Here is a 15378-nt window from a genome sequence, read left to right on the forward strand (position 1 = left end):
TGGATGAGCCGGCGTGATGCGCTGGTGCGCGGAGGCTTCGCGTTCGAGTATTCGGCTACGTTCGGTCAGGCCGTGGCCAAGGGCCTGACGGTGGAAGCCGCCGAGGAGGAGATTCAGAAGCGCCGAGCCAAGATGCTGTTCGAGACCACGAGCCTGAAGAAACTTGATTCGGACCAGCGAGCCCAACTGGTGCTGAGCACCGAAGAAAAGCGCCGGGCCAAGGTCACCGCCACACGCGAGATCTACGCCAAGTGCATCCTGTTCGACTACTCGTACAAGTTCTTCTACGAGGACGGCTACGGCAAGGAATCGCTGATCCTGAACGTGGACGGCAAGACCTATGAGGAAGCCGAGAACGCCTATAAGTACCTCGCCGCCTGCCTGCTGTCTTTCTATCAGCAGCTCTGGCTATGGAATCGCCATCGGGGACAGGTGACGGACTTCAACATCGAGAAGCCGCTGTGCGTCTTCGTCGGCAGCAAGGTTTCCGGCGAGGAATCAGATGTTCTGGAAGTGCTCACCTTTCTCGCGGATTTTCTGAACCACGATGACCTGATCAAGACTTGGCTGGCGGATTTCGTCAACGACCGCGCGCAACTGCTGGATGGCAAAGGCAACGACGTATTTCGTGGGCGTTTCACCCCATTGATGGCGTTTGCTTCTGATGTCGAGGGGCTCTATGCGGACATCCTGCGCCGTGTGTTCAACGCGCCCGCCCGGCAGCGTCTGAAGCTGGTCAACATCAAGAACTCCAAGGGCGAGCTGGCATTGCGGGTCGGCGACAGCGACCCCTTCGGTGTGATCAACATTGGTGACGATGCCCAGTTTTTCCAAGATGTACAGGAGTCGGATGCTTTCGACACCGAAAAGGATGAATTTGGCGGGTCGCTGTTCGGTTCACTGAACGCCAAGGATTCCGCCGTCCAGGTGCTGATCGGTTCGCGCAAGTTCACCGAGGGCTGGAGTAGCTGGCGCGTGTCCACCATGGGCCTGCTGAACATGGGCCAAGGCGAAGGGTCACAGATCATCCAGCTCTTCGGCCGCGGCGTCCGCCTGAAGGGCAAGGGGTACTCGCTCAAACGCACCCTGCCGCAGGACCGGCCCAAGGGCACGCACCTGGACAAGCTGGAGGCGCTGAACATCTTCGGCGTGCGTGCCAATTACATGGCTACCTTCAAGGACTACCTGCGCGAAGAGGGTGTCACGCCCAGTGACGAGGTGCTGGAGCTGAACTTCCCCACACGTGCCAACCTGCCTGCGAGCAAGCTGAAGACCTTGGCGCTGAAGGACGGCTACAAGGACAACCAGAAGCTGGGCTTCAAGCGCATACATTTTCCCTGGCTGTACGAAGTGCCAACTGCCTTCCAGGGCAAGATCAAGCTGCCCCATGTGGTGCTGGACCTGTACCCATCCCATTACACACAAGTCTGTCCGGTGAGGTGACGGGGAGACGTGAGGGAAACTGTCGGGATGACGAAGTGGGCGCAAGAAGAACTGAGGACGCTGTCGCTGGGCGACGCGAGGCTGGACAAGCGAGCGGTGCTGCTGGCGGAGCAGTTGGCGCAGAGCCCTGGGGCGAGCATTCCGAAGGCGTGCGGGGACTGGGGCCAGACGCAGGCGGCGTACCGGTTCCTGGGGCACGAGGACACGAGCGGGGAAGCGGTGCTGCAGGCGCACGCGCAGGCCAGCGTTCGGCGCATGCAGGCGCAGGCGGTGGTGCTGTGCTTGCAGGACACGACGGAGCTGGAGTTTGACGGGCAGAGCGCGCAGGGGCTGGGGAGGCTGAACTACGAGGCGCGGCGGGGGCTGTACGTGCATCCGACATACGCGGTGACGCCGCATCGAGAGCCGCTGGGGCTGGTGAATGCGTGGAACTGGGCCCGGCAGCCCAAGGGGCAGGACGGGCAGATCGACGAGGGAGTGCGCTGGGTGGAGAGCTACGCGCACCTGGTGGGGCTGGCAGAGGGGCTGCCCGAGACGAGGCTGGTGTGCGTGGGGGACCGGGAGTCGGACACGATGGCGCTGTTCGAGCGTGGACAGTGCAGCGGCTGGGCGGTGGACGTGCTGGTGAGGGCGCAGCATGACCGGGTGCTGCCGGGCAAGCAGGCGGGCAAGCTGTGGTCCAAGGTGATGGCAAGCGAGTCGCTGGGCACGGTGGTGTTCGAGATGCCGGCCGGGCGAGGGCGCAAGGCGCGAGTGGTGCAGCAGGAGCTGCGGGCGCAGCGCGTGGTGCTCAAGGCGGCGGGGCCGGACAAGGCCGGTGAGCCGGGGCGGCCAGCCATCGAGATGACGTGCGTGATCGCCAGCGAGGTGAATGTGCCGGTCGGGGCCAAGCCGGTGATCTGGCGGCTGCTGAGCAACCGAGCGGTCCAGACGCTGGAGCAGGCGGCCGAGATGGTGGAGTGGTACCGAGCCCGCTGGGAGATCGAGCTGCTGTTCCTGGTGCTCAAGGAGGGCTGCCGGGTCGAGCGGCTGCAGCTCGGTCACATCGATCGGCTGGAGACGGCCCTGGCGATGTACCTGATCATCGCCTGGCGCATCAACCGGCTGATGCGGCTGGGCCGGCAGTTGCCCGAGTTGCCGGCCGAGCTGTTCTTCGAGGACATCGAGTGGCAGGCGGCGTTCATCCTCAACCGCAAGAAGCCCCCGAAGGAGCGCCCGAAGCTCAACACCGTGGTGCGCCTGATCGCTCAGCTCGGCGGCTTCCTGGGGCGCAAGCATGACGGTGAACCCGGTGCGAAGACCCTCTGGCTGGGCATGCACGAGGTCAACACCTGAGGTGTCCTGTCAACCGTGGACAGTCGAAGTTAATGCGCAGAGCGCAGTTGTTGATAGAACTGCCGAGCAAAGACGGCAGGCGGGAGGTTGCCGATGGCGCTGTGGCGACGCTGGCGGTTGTAGAAGACCTCGATCCACTCGGTGATTTCGGCAATGGCCTGAGCGCGGGTGGCAAAGCGCCGGTGGTGGACGAGTTCGTTCTTCAAGCTGCCCCAGAAGCTCTCCATCGGGGCGTTGTCATAGCAGTTGCCGCGACGTGACATCGACGCTCGCATGCCCAGTGCATCGAGTGCGTGACGGTAGTCGCGAGCGCAATACTGGCTGCCCCGATCGGAGTGGTGGATCAGCCCGGGCGGGGGTCGGCGCCGGGCATGGGCGTGGCCCAGCGCGCGCAGGCAGAGCTGCTGGGTCATGCGCTCGTCCATCGCATAGCCGACGATCTCTCGGGTACACATGTCCTTGAGTCCGGCCAGGTAGAGCCAGCCCTCGTCGGTGCGGATGTAGGTGATGTCGGTGAGCCAGATCCGATCAGGGGCGCTGGCGGTGAAGTCCTGCAGCAGCAGGTTATCGGCCACGGGCAGCAGGTGCTCGGAGTCCGTGGTGACGCGAAAGCAGCGCTTCTGCCGGCAACGCAGCGCCATCGTGCGGCGCAGTCGGTCCACACGGTCCCGCCCGGCCTCGAAGCCCTGCGCCCGCAACTCCGCCAGCACCCGGCGCGTGCCGTAGGTCTGGCGGCTGGCCGCATGCACCCCTCGGATGGCCACCTTCAGCCGCTCGTCGTCGCGCTGACGGGCCGAGGCTGGCCTCTCGCACCAGGCGTAGTACCCGCTGCGCGAGACCCCCAGCGCCGAGCACAGCACCGCCACCGGATAGTCGTGTCGAGCCTGCAGCTCCTTCATGACCGCGTACCTTGCAGCGACTCCCTCGCAAAGTACGCGGCCGCTTTTTTTACGATTTCGCGCTCCATCTCCACCCGCGCCAGTTCCCGGCGCAGCCGGCTGACCTCGGCCTTCAGTTCCGCCACCGAAGGCTCGGCCGCCTTCAGCGCCTGCGCTCCCCGGCGCTGGCTGCTCGCCACCCAGTTGCTCAGCGAGCCCTTCGGAATGCCCACTCTCTGGGCTGCTTCCTGGTGTGACAGCTTCTGTTCCAGCACCAGCTTTACCGCTTCCGCCTTGAACTCTGCTGTGTAGCTTTGGTTCTTCTTCATCGTCTTTCTCGTCGTGTCACCGGGTCAAGTGGGTGTCCACGGAAGTCAGGCTACCTCAACCTTCGTGCGGGGCGTGCGCTTCGCTAAGGAGATGGGGGCTTGTGTGTAATGGGATGACCTGTACCCGCGGGTCGAAGCTCTGTCCACGCAAAAGGGTGTCGCCACTTCGTCTGCTGAAGCCCGACATCAGGGCAAATTGAACAGTGATCTGTTCTGCCTGTTTGATTGGGACCGCATCTACCTGTCCCTGCAGAACCACAAGATCCAGCGCAGTTGGAGCAACCTGCGCCTGGACCGCCAGCGCCTCATCGACTTCTGTAATCGCGACTCTGGCTGGTACACGCTCTTCGTGCCGAAGGCAGAGCTGGCGGTGAACAGCTTCGCCGACGTACGCAAGCAGGAGGACATCCTGCTGCGCCTTCTGACCGACTACACCGATCGCTTCTACAAGGCGCTGAAAAGCGGTTACGAGGGGCAGTACTACGACGTTGTCCACATGGATGCGGACCATGGCTCGATGCTGAAGCACTACCAGTTCGAGATCGACAACAACGGCGATGGTCAAGCGTATCTGGAGCGTCTCGAAGTGTTGAAGAAGCTGGTGGCCGAAGGCAATCTGGGTGAGGCCAGCAAGTGGAACGCGCCGCACATGGTCGCCATCAGCTTCGATCGGCATCTCTTCTATCCGCTGTTTGCCTTTGAACGCGATGCTGACAAGGAGCTGGTTCCGCTGAAACTCCGTCCTCTGGGACTGGGAGCGCCCAGCGAAATCCAGTTTGTGCAGGACTTGAAGGCTTTCCATGACTCACCAGCCGGCAAGGCGGCGATCGGCAAGCGCAGCCTCTACTTGCTTCGAAATGCAGACCGTGGAGAAAAGGGTCTGGGGTTCGCGCTCGCTGGCAATTTTTACCCCGATTTCTTGCTGTGGCTGGTCGATGACGCCACTGGCGAGCAGTGGCTGACCTTCGTCGATCCGAAAGGCCTGCGCAACATGGACCTGACTCACCCCAAGCTGGGGCTGTACAAGGAGGTCAAGACGCTGGAGGCCACATTGAACAAGCAGGCCAAGACTGGCGAACCGAGGTTGGTTCTCAACGCTTTCGTATTGTCGCCAACCAAGTTCTCGGACCTGCTGAATGTCGGCGATGCCACCAGGAAGCAAGAGCTGGAGGACCGGCACGTCCTATTCATGGAAGACGGCTGGGACCGCTATCTGGGAGGCATGTTCAGGCGAATTGTCTGAAAGCCGATTTGGCTTGTCGCCAAGCACTGAGACAATCGCCCCCTCACTCCCTGGACCTCCATGCCATTCGCTTCCCTAGGCCTGAACGCGGCGCTCGTCCGCGCCGTCCGTGAACTCGGCTTCACCGCGCCGACGCCCATCCAGGCCCAGGCGATTCCCGCCGCGCTGTCCGGCCACGACGTGCAGGGCGCGGCGCAGACCGGCTCGGGCAAGACGCTGGCGTTTGCGCTGCCGCTGCTGCAGGCGGACATGGCCGTACGCCGCGAGTGGCCGCGTTCGCCGCGGGGGCTGGTGCTGGTGCCGACACGCGAGCTGGCGATCCAGGTGGGCGAGGTGCTGCGCGAGCTGGCCCGCCGGCTGCCGGATCCGCCACGGGTGGCGGTGCTGTTCGGCGGCGTGTCGATCAACCCGCAGATGATGGGCCTGCGCGGCGGCACGGAAATCGTCGTCGCCACGCCCGGCCGGCTGCTCGACCTGGTGGACCACAACGCGCTGCGGCTGGACGCGATCCGTCTGCTGGTGCTGGACGAGGCCGACCGGCTGCTCGACCTGGGCTTCGCGGACGAGCTGAACCGGGTGCTGGCGCTGCTGCCGGCCAAGCGGCAGAACCTGCTGTTCTCGGCGACTTTCCCCGAGGCGGTGCAGGCGCTGGCCGACGGGCTGCTGCATGAACCCACGCGCATCGACATCAGTGCGTCGGTGGCCGAAGCCGGGGGCGACGAGGCCCACCCCGACATCGTCGAGCGGGCCATCTCGCTCGACGCTGGTCGGCGCACGGGCGTGCTGCGGACCCTCATCAAGGAAGGTGGCTGGGACCGCGTGCTGGTGTTCGTGGCGACCCGCTACGCGACGGAGCTGCTCGCGCACAAGCTCGGCCGCGAGGGCCTGCACGCCGCGCCGCTGCACGGCGAACTCAGCCAGGGCACACGCGCCGAGGTACTGAACGCCTTCCGCGCTGGTCAGGTGCAGGTGCTGGTGGTGACGGACCTGGCGGCACGGGGCATCGACATTCCGCGGCTGCCGGCGGTGGTCAACTTCGACCTGCCGCGCTCGGCGGATGACTACACCCACCGCATCGGCCGCACCGGCCGCGCCGGCGAGCCGGGCACGGCGGTCAGCTTCATCACGGCGGCGACCGAGGCGCATTTCCGGCTGATCGAGAAGCGCCAGGGCCGGCGCGTGCCGCGTGAGCAGATCCCCGGCTACGAACAGGTCGAGACGGCCACGCCCGACCAGGCCGCCGGCGGCATCAAGGGCCACCGCATGAGCAAGAAGGACAAGCTGCGGGCCGCAGCAGCGGCGGCTGCTGCGGTGGCGGACGGTTCACGGGACGGCGAGTAGGTTCCGGCCATCGAGCGGGCTGTCGATGTCGGCATGACGGTGGGCAAACCAGCGGTTTTCCGGGCACCACAGTGGTGCCATCTGGGCAGGATGCAACGTCTGATCGTCCGATTCAAGTCGCCACCGCCGCCTGCCCATGTCCTCTGCCGCCACTCCCGCCGCGCTTGCGCCGTCCAGGTCGCCTGCGCCCTCACCTGAGCAGGCATCAGGTTTTTTTGCCCACCACGGACTCTGGGCGCCCGGTGTTCGGCTGTTCCGGCGCATCAGTTTTTCGATCAAGGCATTGATCATTTCGGTGGCGCTGACGTTGCCGCTGCTGGCGTTGCTGGTGCTGCAGTTGCGCACCCAGTACACCGAAGCGCTGGACTTGACCGCGGCGGCGACCCGGCATCAGGTCGAGACCGCACACGGCGTCGTGGCCCTGTTCCATGCGCAGGAGCGGGCAGGTGTGCTCACCGGCGATCAGGCCCGACAGGCCGCCCGCCAGGCGATCGCCACGCTGCGTTACGGCGATTCAGGCTATTTCTGGATCAACGACCTGCAGGCCCGCATGGTCGTCCACCCGATCCAGCCCAAGCTGGACGGGCAGGACGTGAGCGGCATGCGCGATCCGGACGGGGTGGCGATCTTTCCGCTGTTCGTCGACACCGTTCGCCAGCATGGTGAAGGTGTGGTCCGCTACCAGTGGCCCAAACCGGGGCAGGACAGGCCGGCGGAGAAGCTCTCCTACGTCAAGGGATTCACGCCCTGGGGCTGGGTGATCGGGTCCGGGCTGTACATCGACGATGTCCAGGCGCGCATGCACCGACAACTGGTGTGGGATGCCGTGATCATTCTTGTGTCGCTGGCCGTGGCGGCTTACCTCTTCACCAGTTTCTACCGGGTCATCAACGGTGGCCTGCTTGAAACCCGCCGTCACCTGAAAGCCATGACCGAGGGCGACCTGACGACGACACCCCGGCCCTGGGGCAAGGACGAGCCGGCGGAGCTGATGCACGACCTGAAGGCGATGCAGGAGTCGCTGCGCCACATGGTCCAGCGGGTGCGCCACTCCAGCCAGGAGATCGTGCATTCCACCGTGGACATCGCCACTGGCATGGCCGACCTGTCGAGCCGCACGGAGCGGGCGGCGGTCAGCCTGGAGCAGTCGGCCGCCTCCATGGAGCAGATCACGGCCACCGTCAGCCACACCCTGTCCAACACCGAGACGGCGGCCCAGGTGGCACGGCAGAACGCCGACATCGCCAGCGAGGGTGGTCGGGTGATGGAGGAGGTCGTCTCGACGATGGAGGAGATCCGCTCGGCTTCGGCCCGCATCGGCGAGATCATCAGCACGCTCGACGGCATCAGCCTGCAGACCAACCTGCTGGCGCTCAATGCCGCGGTCGAAGCGGCCCGTGCGGGCGAGCAGGGGCGGGGGTTTGCAGTGGTCGCCGGCGAGGTGCGCCTGCTGGCGCAGCGCAGCACGCAGGAAGCGCGCGAGATCCGCGCGCTGATCGCCAGCAGCGTCAGCCAGGTCGAGACCGGCACGGCCGTGGTCCGCAAGGCCGGAGCAGCGATCAGTGCCATCGTCGCGTCCTCGCGCCAGGTCAATGAACTCCTGGACGGCATTGCGGCCAGTGCCCGCGAACAGAACATCGGCATCACGCAGATCGGCCAGGCGGTCCACGAACTCGACCGGGCCACGCAGCACAACGCCGCGCTGGTCGAGGAAACCGCCTCCGCGTCGACGGCCATGCGCCAGCAGGCGCAGGTGCTGTTCGAGGAGGTCGCGCAGTTCCAGTTGCCGGCCGGGTTGGCGCAGATCCAGGGGGCGGCTGCGCAGGACGTCGGCGAATTCGATTTCTCCAGCGCCATCGATGCGCACCGCAAATGGAAGGTGCGCCTGCGCGCAGCGATCGCCGAGCACGGCAAGCTGGATGTGCAGACCCTGTGCCGGGACGACAAGTGCCCGCTGGGCCAGTGGCTGCACGGCCCGGGTGGCGCCCGCTGGGGCCAGCGTCCGCTGTTCGTCGAGCTGGTGGAGCGCCACGCGGTCTTCCACCGCACCGCAGCCGAGGTCGCGCAGACCATCAACCGCGAACAGTACGACGAAGCCGAGCGCCTGATCGGCCCCGGGTCCGCCTTCACGGAGGTCTCGACCGAGGTCGCCTCGCTGCTGACCCGCGCCAAGCGGGAGCTTTGACGGCGGGGCAGGATCAGCCGTTTCAGCCGTTTCAGCCGTTCTGGGCGCGCAGGCGTCGGGCGGCGTCTTCCGCGCGGGCGTCGTCGATCTCGCGGACCACGCTGCCCAGGTCAACCGGGCCCTGCTTGATATGGAAGCGGCCGGTCAGCGGCGTCTCGGTGCGCAGCAGGCCACGTTCGTACAGCGCCCAGAGTTCGTTGCCGTAGTCGCTGCGCAGCAGCTCCGGCGCGAAGCGGCCGAAAAAGTGGCGCAGGTTCTCGACGTCGCGCAACAGCATCCGCTTGGCGTGGTTGTTGCCGGCGGCGTCCACCGCCTGCGGCAGGTCGATGATGACCGGCCCGTCCGCGCCGAGCAGGATGTTGAACTCCGACAGGTCGCCATGCACCACGCCTGCGCCGCACAGCATGCGTACCACCTCGGCGATCAGCGTGGCGTGGTGGCGGCGGGCGTCTGCGGGGGTGAACTCGACGTCGTTGAGGCGCGGGGCGGCGTCGCCGTTGGCGTCCGTGACCAGCTCCATCAGCAGCACACCGTCCAGGAACAGGTACGGCTTCGGCACGCGCACGCCCGCTGCGGCAAGCCGGTAGAGCGCATCGACCTCGGCGCTCTGCCACGCGGCTTCCGTTGCCTCGCGGCCGAAGCGGGTGCCCTTGGCCATGGCGCGGGCCTGGCGGGTGTTCTTGACCTTGCGGTTTTCGGTGTAGTCGACGGCCTGGCGGAAGCTGCGGTTGGTCGCTTCCTTGTAGACCTTGGCGCAGCGCGTCTCGTCGCCACTGCGCACGACATAGACCGTGGCTTCCTTGCCGCTCATCAACTGGCGCACGACCGTGTCGATGAGCCCTTCCTCGACCAGTGTCTGCAGTCTGCTGGGTGTTTTCATGGGTCGATTTTGCGCTACCCGTGCCACAGGCGCCGCAGCACCTCGCCCGCCCAGTCGGTGAGGGCACCCGAGGCGGGAGTCCACGGCTCGGCGAGCGTGTACTCGTCACCGTCGATCACCGCGCTGTGCGTCAGCGCACCACGGCCGTTCACGCACAGCGTGACCCAGCCGCGTTCGCCCGCATCCCAGTCGAAGTGAACCGCACCGTCAGGCTGGACCTCGATCTCGGCGGGCGGCCATGCCGGTTTGGCGGCCAGCAGCGCCAGCAGGTGCGCGGCTTCGGCCTGCGTGGCGGGCGTGGGTGGGGTCCACGGGCGGTCGGCGCCGAGGAGGCGGGCTTCATGGAGTGCGGCGGCGAGTGCGGCGGCGAGTGCGGTGGAGGACATGCAGCGTAGGATATCTCTCCATGGCCGGCGCGTTGCCGGTCCATGACCCCACCCTGTATCCACCGGAGACCACCATGCCCAAGGGCCAGCGCAGCAGCAAGGAAGCCAAGAAACCGAAGAAGGACACGTCGCCTCCCAAGCCGATGTCCCTCGACCCGGTGCGACCGACCGTCACGACCGTGGTGCCGGATCGCTCGAAGAAGAAGGCGTGATCGGCTCGGCGGCGGGCGCTGCGGGCAGCGCCTCCGCCCGCAGCGCCCGCAGCAGGCGCTGACCCGCGCGGGCATTGACCTCGTGCCCCAGCCTTGCCTGTTCCATGCGCACCGCGGCCTTGCTGCGGTCACCGAGCATGCCGTCGATCTCGCCGATGTCGTGTCCACGTGCCGACAGCAGCGTCTGCACCTCGCGGCGCTCGGCGCGTGACAGGCCGGCGTCGTCTGTCGGCCACGGCGTCGCGAACGGCCCGCCGCCGCGCAGCCGGTCCGACAGGTGCGCGATCGCCAGCCCGTAGCTCTCGGCGGCGTTGTAGCTGTAGAGCGCATCGAAGTTGCGCGTCACGAGGAAGGCCGGGCCGGTCGCGCCGGCCGGGGTCATCAGCCCTGCGGGCTCGGTGCCGGCCGGCAAGGGCGTGCCATCCGCGAGCCGCAGCCCGGCGGCGGCCCAGGCGGACAGCGGCTGGCGGACCTTGCGGCCCTGTCCGGCGACCGAAAACCCCGCTGGCAGCCGCACTTCCCAGCCCCACGCCCGCCCGTCCTGCCAGCCCGCCCGGGCCAGGAAGTTCGCGGTCGAGCCCAGCGCGTCCGGCACGCTGTCCATCAGGTCGCGTCGACCATCGCCGTCGAAGTCCACCGCCAGCCGCTCGAAGGTGCTCGGCATGAACTGCGTGTGCCCGAAGGCGCCGGCCCATGAGCCGACCAGCCGCTCCGGCGCGATGTGGCCAGCCTGCAGGATGCGCAGCGTGGCAAACAGCTCACCGCGGAAATACGCCTGCCGCCGCCCGATGCACGACAGCGTGCCCAGCGCCTGCACCAGCGGGTACTTGCCGAAGGTCTGCCCGAAGTTGCTTTCCACGCCCCACACCGCGACGACGGTGGCCGGATCGACCCGGTAGCGCGCCTGCACCTGCGCGAGCACCTCGGCGTGCTGCGCGAGCAGGGTGCGGCCTTGCTCGACCCGCTCCTCGTCCACCAGCCCGGCGAGGTAGTCCCAGATCGGCGTCCTGAACTCGGGCTGGAAGTTCAGCTTGTCGATCACCGTCAGGTCGGCGGCGAGACCCTGGGTGTGGCGGTCGAAGGTGTCGCCGCGCACACCCGCGGCCTGCGCGGCGGGTTTCAGGTCGGCCAGACAGCGAGAGAACTCGTCGGTCTGGGCCAAGGCGGTCGAACAGGCCAGCGCGAGGGCCGCGGCGGTGCAGCAGGTGGGCAGGGTCATGGGGCGGGATCGTGGGCAGGGGCAGGGGCGGGGGCAGGGGCGGGGAGGTCGTCGTCCAGTTCGATGTCGCAGTCGCAGCCGACACCGGCGGCGATCATCCGCCGTGCGCTGCGTTGCAGCAAGCCGCCCAGTGGCCGCCAGCCGGCCGGCAGCACGTCGCGCCGGCCGACCAGCACGCCGCAGAGGTAGCGCCCCTGCGCGTCATCCCACACCAGCGCAGTGCAGGCGCCCCGGCGTTTCCCGCTGAGCAGCATCCCGATCGGGCACGGCTCGCTCAGGCAGCACACGCCGCAGCCGTTGCACGGCGCGCCCCAGTCCGGCTTGGGCGGTGCGTCGGCGTGGATGGCGATGACGCGCAAGGCGGTGGTCATGGGGGCGGCCTCAGCGCTCGCGGAAGGACTCGTCGAGCGTGCGGATGATCGGGTACAGGAAGTACGAGATCACCCGGCGCTCGCCCGTGATGACCTCGCCGCGCATCGTCATGCCGGGCAGCAGGCGCGGCGGCTCCTTCAGGCCGTCCAGGCGCGTGTCCACCAGCGCGACGCGGGCCAGGTAGTAGTAGTCCGGGCTGCCCAGCGGGCTCTGGCGGCTGAAGGCGTCGGCGCTGACGCTGGTGACGCGGCCGGTGGCGGTGCCGTGTTTCTGGAACGGGTAGGCGTCGAACTTCAGCCGCGCGGTGTCGCCGAGGCGGATCTCGGCGATGTCCTCGGGGCGGATCTCGACCTCGGCCTCCAGCGTCTGCCCGATCGGCACCAGCGTCAGCAGCGGCTCCGATTCGCGCACCACGGCGCCCACCGACACCTTGCCGATCTCCAGCACCACCGCGTCCTGCGGCGCCACCAGCGTGACCAGCGACGAGCGCAGCCGCGCCTTGTTGGCCTGCTCGGTGACCTCGTCGCGCTCCTGCACGGTGGTGGAGAGCTTCTCCATTGCCTCCTGCCGCCAGGCCTTGCCGAAGGTGGTGCGCTCGGCCTCGACGGCGGCGATCTCGCGCAGGATCTCCTGCTCGCGGTTGATGGCCTGCGTGCGGTCGCGCTGGACTTCGAGCCGCTTGTCCTGGATCTCCAGCCGCTGCGCCTTGGAGACGTACTGGCTGGCTTCGAGGTCGGACTGCATGCGCTCCAGCTCCTCCAGCGCCGCGACCCGCCGGGCCAGCGCGGCCTGGTCCTGCCGGTTGGTCTCCAGCGTGGCCTTCAGGCGGGCGATGCCTTCGTCGAACTGGCGCATCCGGGCGGCGAAGGTGGCCTGCCGCTCGGCCAGCAGCTGCGACTGCAGCGCGCGCTGGCCGGTGTCGGTGGCCGCGCTGCGGGCGCCGGGGGTGGGCGTGCGGGTGCCGTCGACTTCGCGCTGCAGGCGCTGCGACTGCAGCGTCAGCGTCTCGCGGCGCGAATCGAGCTGGCGCGCGTCCGAGCCGGCGAAGGTCTGGTCGAGGGTGGCCAGCACCTCGCCCTGGCGCACGACCTGCCCGACACGCACGTTCAGCGTGCGCAGCACGCCGCCTTCCAGCGGCCGCACGGTCAGGTTGGCCACCGGCGTCACCAGCCGGCCGGTGCCGGTGACGAGGCGGTCGATCCGCGACACGCTGGCCCAGACGATGGCGCTGGTGAGCAGGGCGAGCAGGGCATAGAGCGTCCAGCGGCCGCTGGCGGGCGGCTCCTGCAGTTCGATGGCGCGCGCTTCGGGCACGAAGTCGCGCAGGAGCTGGTCGACCTGGGCGGCGGTGGGTGGATTGGTCGTCATCGTCGTGGTCCCGTCACAGGCTCTGCATCTGCTGGCGCCACAGCAGCTGATAGATCTCGCAGCGCTTGACCAGCTCCTCGTGGCGGCCGGCGTCCACGATCAGGCCGCGGTTGAGCACCATGATCGCGTCGGCCTTGACCAGCGTGGACAGCCGGTGCGACACGATCAGCACGGTGCGCCCGGCGGCGATGCGCGAGAGGTTGCCCAGGAAGATGGCCTCGGATTCGGGGTCGAGCGCGCTGGCCGCCTCGTCGAGGATCAGGATGCGCGGCTGCAGCAGCATCGCGCGGGCGATCGCCAGCCGCTGGCGCTGGCCGCCGGAGAGGTTGGTGGCGTTTTCCTCCAGCAGCGTGTCGTAGCCCTGCGGCAGGCGCTCGATGAACTCGTCCGCGCCGGCGATGCGGGCCGCCTCGACGATCTCCTCCAGCGCGGCGCCGGGCTTGGCGACGGCGATGTTGTCGCGCACCGAGCCGCGGAACAGGAAGTTCTCCTGCAGCACCACGCCGATGCTGCGGCGCAGGTGGGCGAGGTCGATCTCGCGGCTGTCGACGCCGTCGAAGCGGATCACGCCTTCCTGCACCGGGTAGAGGCCCTGGATCAGCCGCGTCAGCGTCGTCTTGCCCGAGCCGCTGCGCCCGACCACGCCGACCACCTTGCCCGCCGGCAGCGTGAAGCTCAGCCGGTCGAGCGAGGGCGGGGCGTTTGGCGCGTAGCGGAAGGTCACGCCGTCGAACTCGATCTTGCCGGTCAGCGCCGGCTCCAGCCCGCCCGAGGCGCGCATGCCCTCGGCCGGTCGGTTCATGATCTCGCCGAGCATCTTCACCGACAGCGCCGTCTCCTGGTACTCGTGGACCAGCGAGACGATCTGCACCAGCGGCGCCACCACCCGGCCCGACAGCATCTGGAAGGCGATCAGCGCGCCCACCGTCATCGTCTGGTCGAACACCGCGTGCGCCCCGACGGCGATCACCGCCACCGGCATCAGCTTCTCCAGAAAGCCCATCACCGCCTGCGCGGTCATCGAGATGCGGCCGACCTTGAAATGCAGGCCGATGGTGCGCGCCGAGCGTTCCTCCCACTCGCGCCGGCGCTGCGGCTCGATCGCCATGGCCTTGACGGTGCGCATGCCCTGGATGGTCTCGACCAGCATCGCCTGGCGGTCGCCGTCGGCGGTGTAGAGCGCCTGCAGCCGCGCCCGGAAGGCGGGAATCAGCGCGAACACCACCGCCCCGATCGCCAGAGCAAACGCCACCACGATGCCCGTGAGCGTTGGCGAGTAGAAGAACAGCATCGGCAGGAAGACGATCAGCACGCTGGCGTCCAGCAGCGTGAAGAACATGCGCCCGGTCAGGAACTGGCGGATCTTCTCGGCCTGCTGCATGTGGCGGGTGATGACGCCCGCGGTGCCGGTGTCGAAGAAGGTGATCGGCAGCTTCAGCAGGTGCGCGAAGGTCTTGCGCGCGAGCTGCATGTCGATGCGGTTGGTCGCGTGCAGCAGGTGGTTCTGGCGCAGGTACGTGAAGATGGCGTCGAACAGCAGCGCCAGCACGATGCCGGCGGTCATCACGTACAGCGTCGAGTAGCCGCGGTGGACGATCACCTTGTCCACCACGAGCTGCATGAAGATCGGCATCGCCAGCGCCAGCACATGCAGCACCAGCGCGCTCACCGCCACATCGCGCAGCAGGTGGCGCTGGCGCAGCATCTCGGGGATGAACCAGCGCAGGCCGAAGGGTTGGTGTTCGTCGCTCAGGGCGTATTCCCGCTTGACCAGGATCACGTCCCCGGACCAGGCCGCCTCGAAGCGTTCCTTGTCCAGCAGGAAGATCGCGTTGGGCGGCTGCGCCAGCGGATCCAGCACCGCGACGGCCGGTCCCTCGGTCGTCTCCTTGCGCGCCACGATCACCACGAAATGCCCGTTCGCCAGCACCGCGATCATCGGCAGCGTGTCCTGCAGCTTGTCGAGATCGGCCCACTGGAGGCGCGTGCGTCGGGCCTTCAGGCCGAGCGATGCGGCGGCGGACAGCAGTTGCGCGGGCGCAGGTGTCTGCGCGGTCACGCCGTCCAGATGCGAGCGGCGGATCTGCTCCTCGGAGGTGGACAGGCGGTGGTGGCGGGCCACGGCGACCAGGCACTGGAGGCCGGTGGCGAGAGGGGCGCTGTCGTGGGGAGGTGGGGTGGCCAAGG

The 15378-nt window shown here is 67.7% G+C and carries 14 protein-coding genes; 6 read left to right on the plus strand and 8 right to left on the minus strand.

The window, feature by feature from the left end:
* The first annotated feature begins 3 nt into the window (after positions 1 to 3).
* A complete protein-coding gene (locus U5O44_RS01860) occupies positions 4 to 1443 on the plus strand; it encodes a hypothetical protein (protein ID WP_322586764.1) in 1440 nt (479 codons plus the stop codon).
* Positions 1444 to 1452: 9 nt separating this feature from the next.
* On the plus strand, positions 1453 to 2778 hold the full coding sequence (locus tag U5O44_RS01865; RefSeq protein WP_473964705.1) for an IS4 family transposase: 1326 nt from the start codon (positions 1453 to 1455) through the stop codon (positions 2776 to 2778).
* A gap of 29 nt (positions 2779 to 2807) precedes the next feature.
* Here the strand turns inward: U5O44_RS01865 and U5O44_RS01870 are convergent.
* Positions 2808 to 3985 (minus strand): IS3 family transposase gene (locus U5O44_RS01870; protein ID WP_322586503.1). Its coding sequence is split into 2 segments (ribosomal slippage): positions 2808 to 3718 and positions 3718 to 3985, totalling 1179 coding nucleotides; the frame shifts between segments, so codons are not numbered across the junction.
* A gap of 196 nt (positions 3986 to 4181) precedes the next feature.
* Here U5O44_RS01870 and U5O44_RS01875 point away from each other — a divergent pair.
* Together U5O44_RS01875 and U5O44_RS01880 are read left to right on the plus strand one after the other, a co-directional pair.
* Positions 4182 to 5228 carry a hypothetical protein gene (locus tag U5O44_RS01875; protein ID WP_322586766.1) on the plus strand — a complete coding sequence of 349 codons (1047 nt, stop codon included), beginning with the start codon at positions 4182 to 4184 and terminating at the stop codon, positions 5226 to 5228.
* A gap of 60 nt (positions 5229 to 5288) precedes the next feature.
* Positions 5289 to 6569: a DEAD/DEAH box helicase gene (locus U5O44_RS01880; protein ID WP_322586767.1), complete on the plus strand. Its 1281-nt coding sequence runs from the start codon at positions 5289 to 5291 to the stop codon at positions 6567 to 6569.
* Here the strand turns inward: U5O44_RS01880 and U5O44_RS01885 are convergent.
* A complete protein-coding gene (locus U5O44_RS01885) occupies positions 6552 to 6860 on the minus strand; it encodes a hypothetical protein (RefSeq protein ID WP_322586768.1) in 309 nt (102 codons plus the stop codon). The two genes, U5O44_RS01880 and U5O44_RS01885, sit on opposite strands and share 18 nt — an antisense overlap.
* 4 nt (positions 6861 to 6864) lie before the next feature.
* Here U5O44_RS01885 and U5O44_RS01890 point away from each other — a divergent pair, with 4 nt between their 5' ends.
* Positions 6865 to 8754 (plus strand): methyl-accepting chemotaxis protein, encoded by a 1890-nt coding sequence (locus tag U5O44_RS01890; RefSeq protein ID WP_322586769.1) that lies wholly within the window; start codon positions 6865 to 6867, stop codon positions 8752 to 8754.
* 31 nt (positions 8755 to 8785) lie between these two features.
* Here the strand turns inward: U5O44_RS01890 and U5O44_RS01895 are convergent, their stop codons facing one another.
* Both U5O44_RS01895 and U5O44_RS01900 read right to left on the minus strand, forming a co-directional pair.
* The gene (locus U5O44_RS01895; RefSeq protein WP_322586770.1) at positions 8786 to 9634 is read right to left on the minus strand and encodes a PA4780 family RIO1-like protein kinase; all 849 of its coding nucleotides are present in this window, start codon (positions 9632 to 9634) and stop codon (positions 8786 to 8788) included.
* A gap of 14 nt (positions 9635 to 9648) precedes the next feature.
* Entirely contained in the window at positions 9649 to 10020 is a 372-nt protein-coding gene (locus tag U5O44_RS01900; protein WP_322586771.1) for a hypothetical protein, read from the minus strand.
* A 20-nt stretch (positions 10021 to 10040) separates the two neighbouring features.
* Between U5O44_RS01900 and U5O44_RS01905 the strand changes: the two genes are divergently transcribed.
* Entirely contained in the window at positions 10041 to 10232 is a 192-nt protein-coding gene (locus U5O44_RS01905) for a hypothetical protein (protein WP_322587113.1), read from the plus strand.
* On the opposite strand, the gene U5O44_RS01910 is transcribed toward U5O44_RS01905, so the two are convergent.
* Genes U5O44_RS01910 through U5O44_RS01925 form a run of 4 tightly spaced genes read right to left on the minus strand, consistent with a single transcriptional unit; the run spans position 10192 to position 15376 of the window.
* On the minus strand, positions 10192 to 11451 hold the full coding sequence (locus U5O44_RS01910) for a lytic murein transglycosylase (RefSeq protein ID WP_322586772.1): 1260 nt from the start codon (positions 11449 to 11451) through the stop codon (positions 10192 to 10194). The genes U5O44_RS01905 and U5O44_RS01910 overlap by 41 nt on opposite strands.
* Entirely contained in the window at positions 11448 to 11822 is a 375-nt protein-coding gene (locus U5O44_RS01915) for a hypothetical protein (RefSeq protein WP_322586773.1), read from the minus strand. The genes U5O44_RS01910 and U5O44_RS01915 overlap by 4 nt, the downstream gene beginning before the upstream one ends.
* Positions 11823 to 11832: 10 nt before the next feature.
* A complete protein-coding gene (locus tag U5O44_RS01920; RefSeq protein WP_322586774.1) occupies positions 11833 to 13191 on the minus strand; it encodes an HlyD family type I secretion periplasmic adaptor subunit in 1359 nt (452 codons plus the stop codon).
* Between the two features lie 13 nt (positions 13192 to 13204).
* A complete protein-coding gene (locus U5O44_RS01925) occupies positions 13205 to 15376 on the minus strand; it encodes a peptidase domain-containing ABC transporter (protein WP_322586775.1) in 2172 nt (723 codons plus the stop codon).
* Positions 15377 to 15378: the final 2 nt, after the last annotated feature.

The sequence above is a fragment of the Sphaerotilus sp. genome (genome assembly GCF_034519685.1).
Taxonomy (GTDB): domain Bacteria; phylum Pseudomonadota; class Gammaproteobacteria; order Burkholderiales; family Burkholderiaceae_C; genus Sphaerotilus.

Coding starts and splice junctions, on each gene's coding strand:
- U5O44_RS01860 (WP_322586764.1), top strand. CDS start 4: ATGAGCCGGCGTGATGCGCTGGTGCGCGGAGGCTTCGCGTTCGAGTAT.
- U5O44_RS01880 (WP_322586767.1), top strand. CDS start 5,289: ATGCCATTCGCTTCCCTAGGCCTGAACGCGGCGCTCGTCCGCGCCGTC.
- U5O44_RS01885 (WP_322586768.1), bottom strand. CDS start 6,860: ATGATCAATGCCTTGATCGAAAAACTGATGCGCCGGAACAGCCGAACA.
- U5O44_RS01895 (WP_322586770.1), bottom strand. CDS start 9,634: ATGAAAACACCCAGCAGACTGCAGACACTGGTCGAGGAAGGGCTCATC.
- U5O44_RS01900 (WP_322586771.1), bottom strand. CDS start 10,020: ATGTCCTCCACCGCACTCGCCGCCGCACTCGCCGCCGCACTCCATGAA.
- U5O44_RS01905 (WP_322587113.1), top strand. CDS start 10,041: ATGGCCGGCGCGTTGCCGGTCCATGACCCCACCCTGTATCCACCGGAG.
- U5O44_RS01910 (WP_322586772.1), bottom strand. CDS start 11,451: ATGACCCTGCCCACCTGCTGCACCGCCGCGGCCCTCGCGCTGGCCTGT.
- U5O44_RS01915 (WP_322586773.1), bottom strand. CDS start 11,822: ATGACCACCGCCTTGCGCGTCATCGCCATCCACGCCGACGCACCGCCC.
- U5O44_RS01920 (WP_322586774.1), bottom strand. CDS start 13,191: ATGACGACCAATCCACCCACCGCCGCCCAGGTCGACCAGCTCCTGCGC.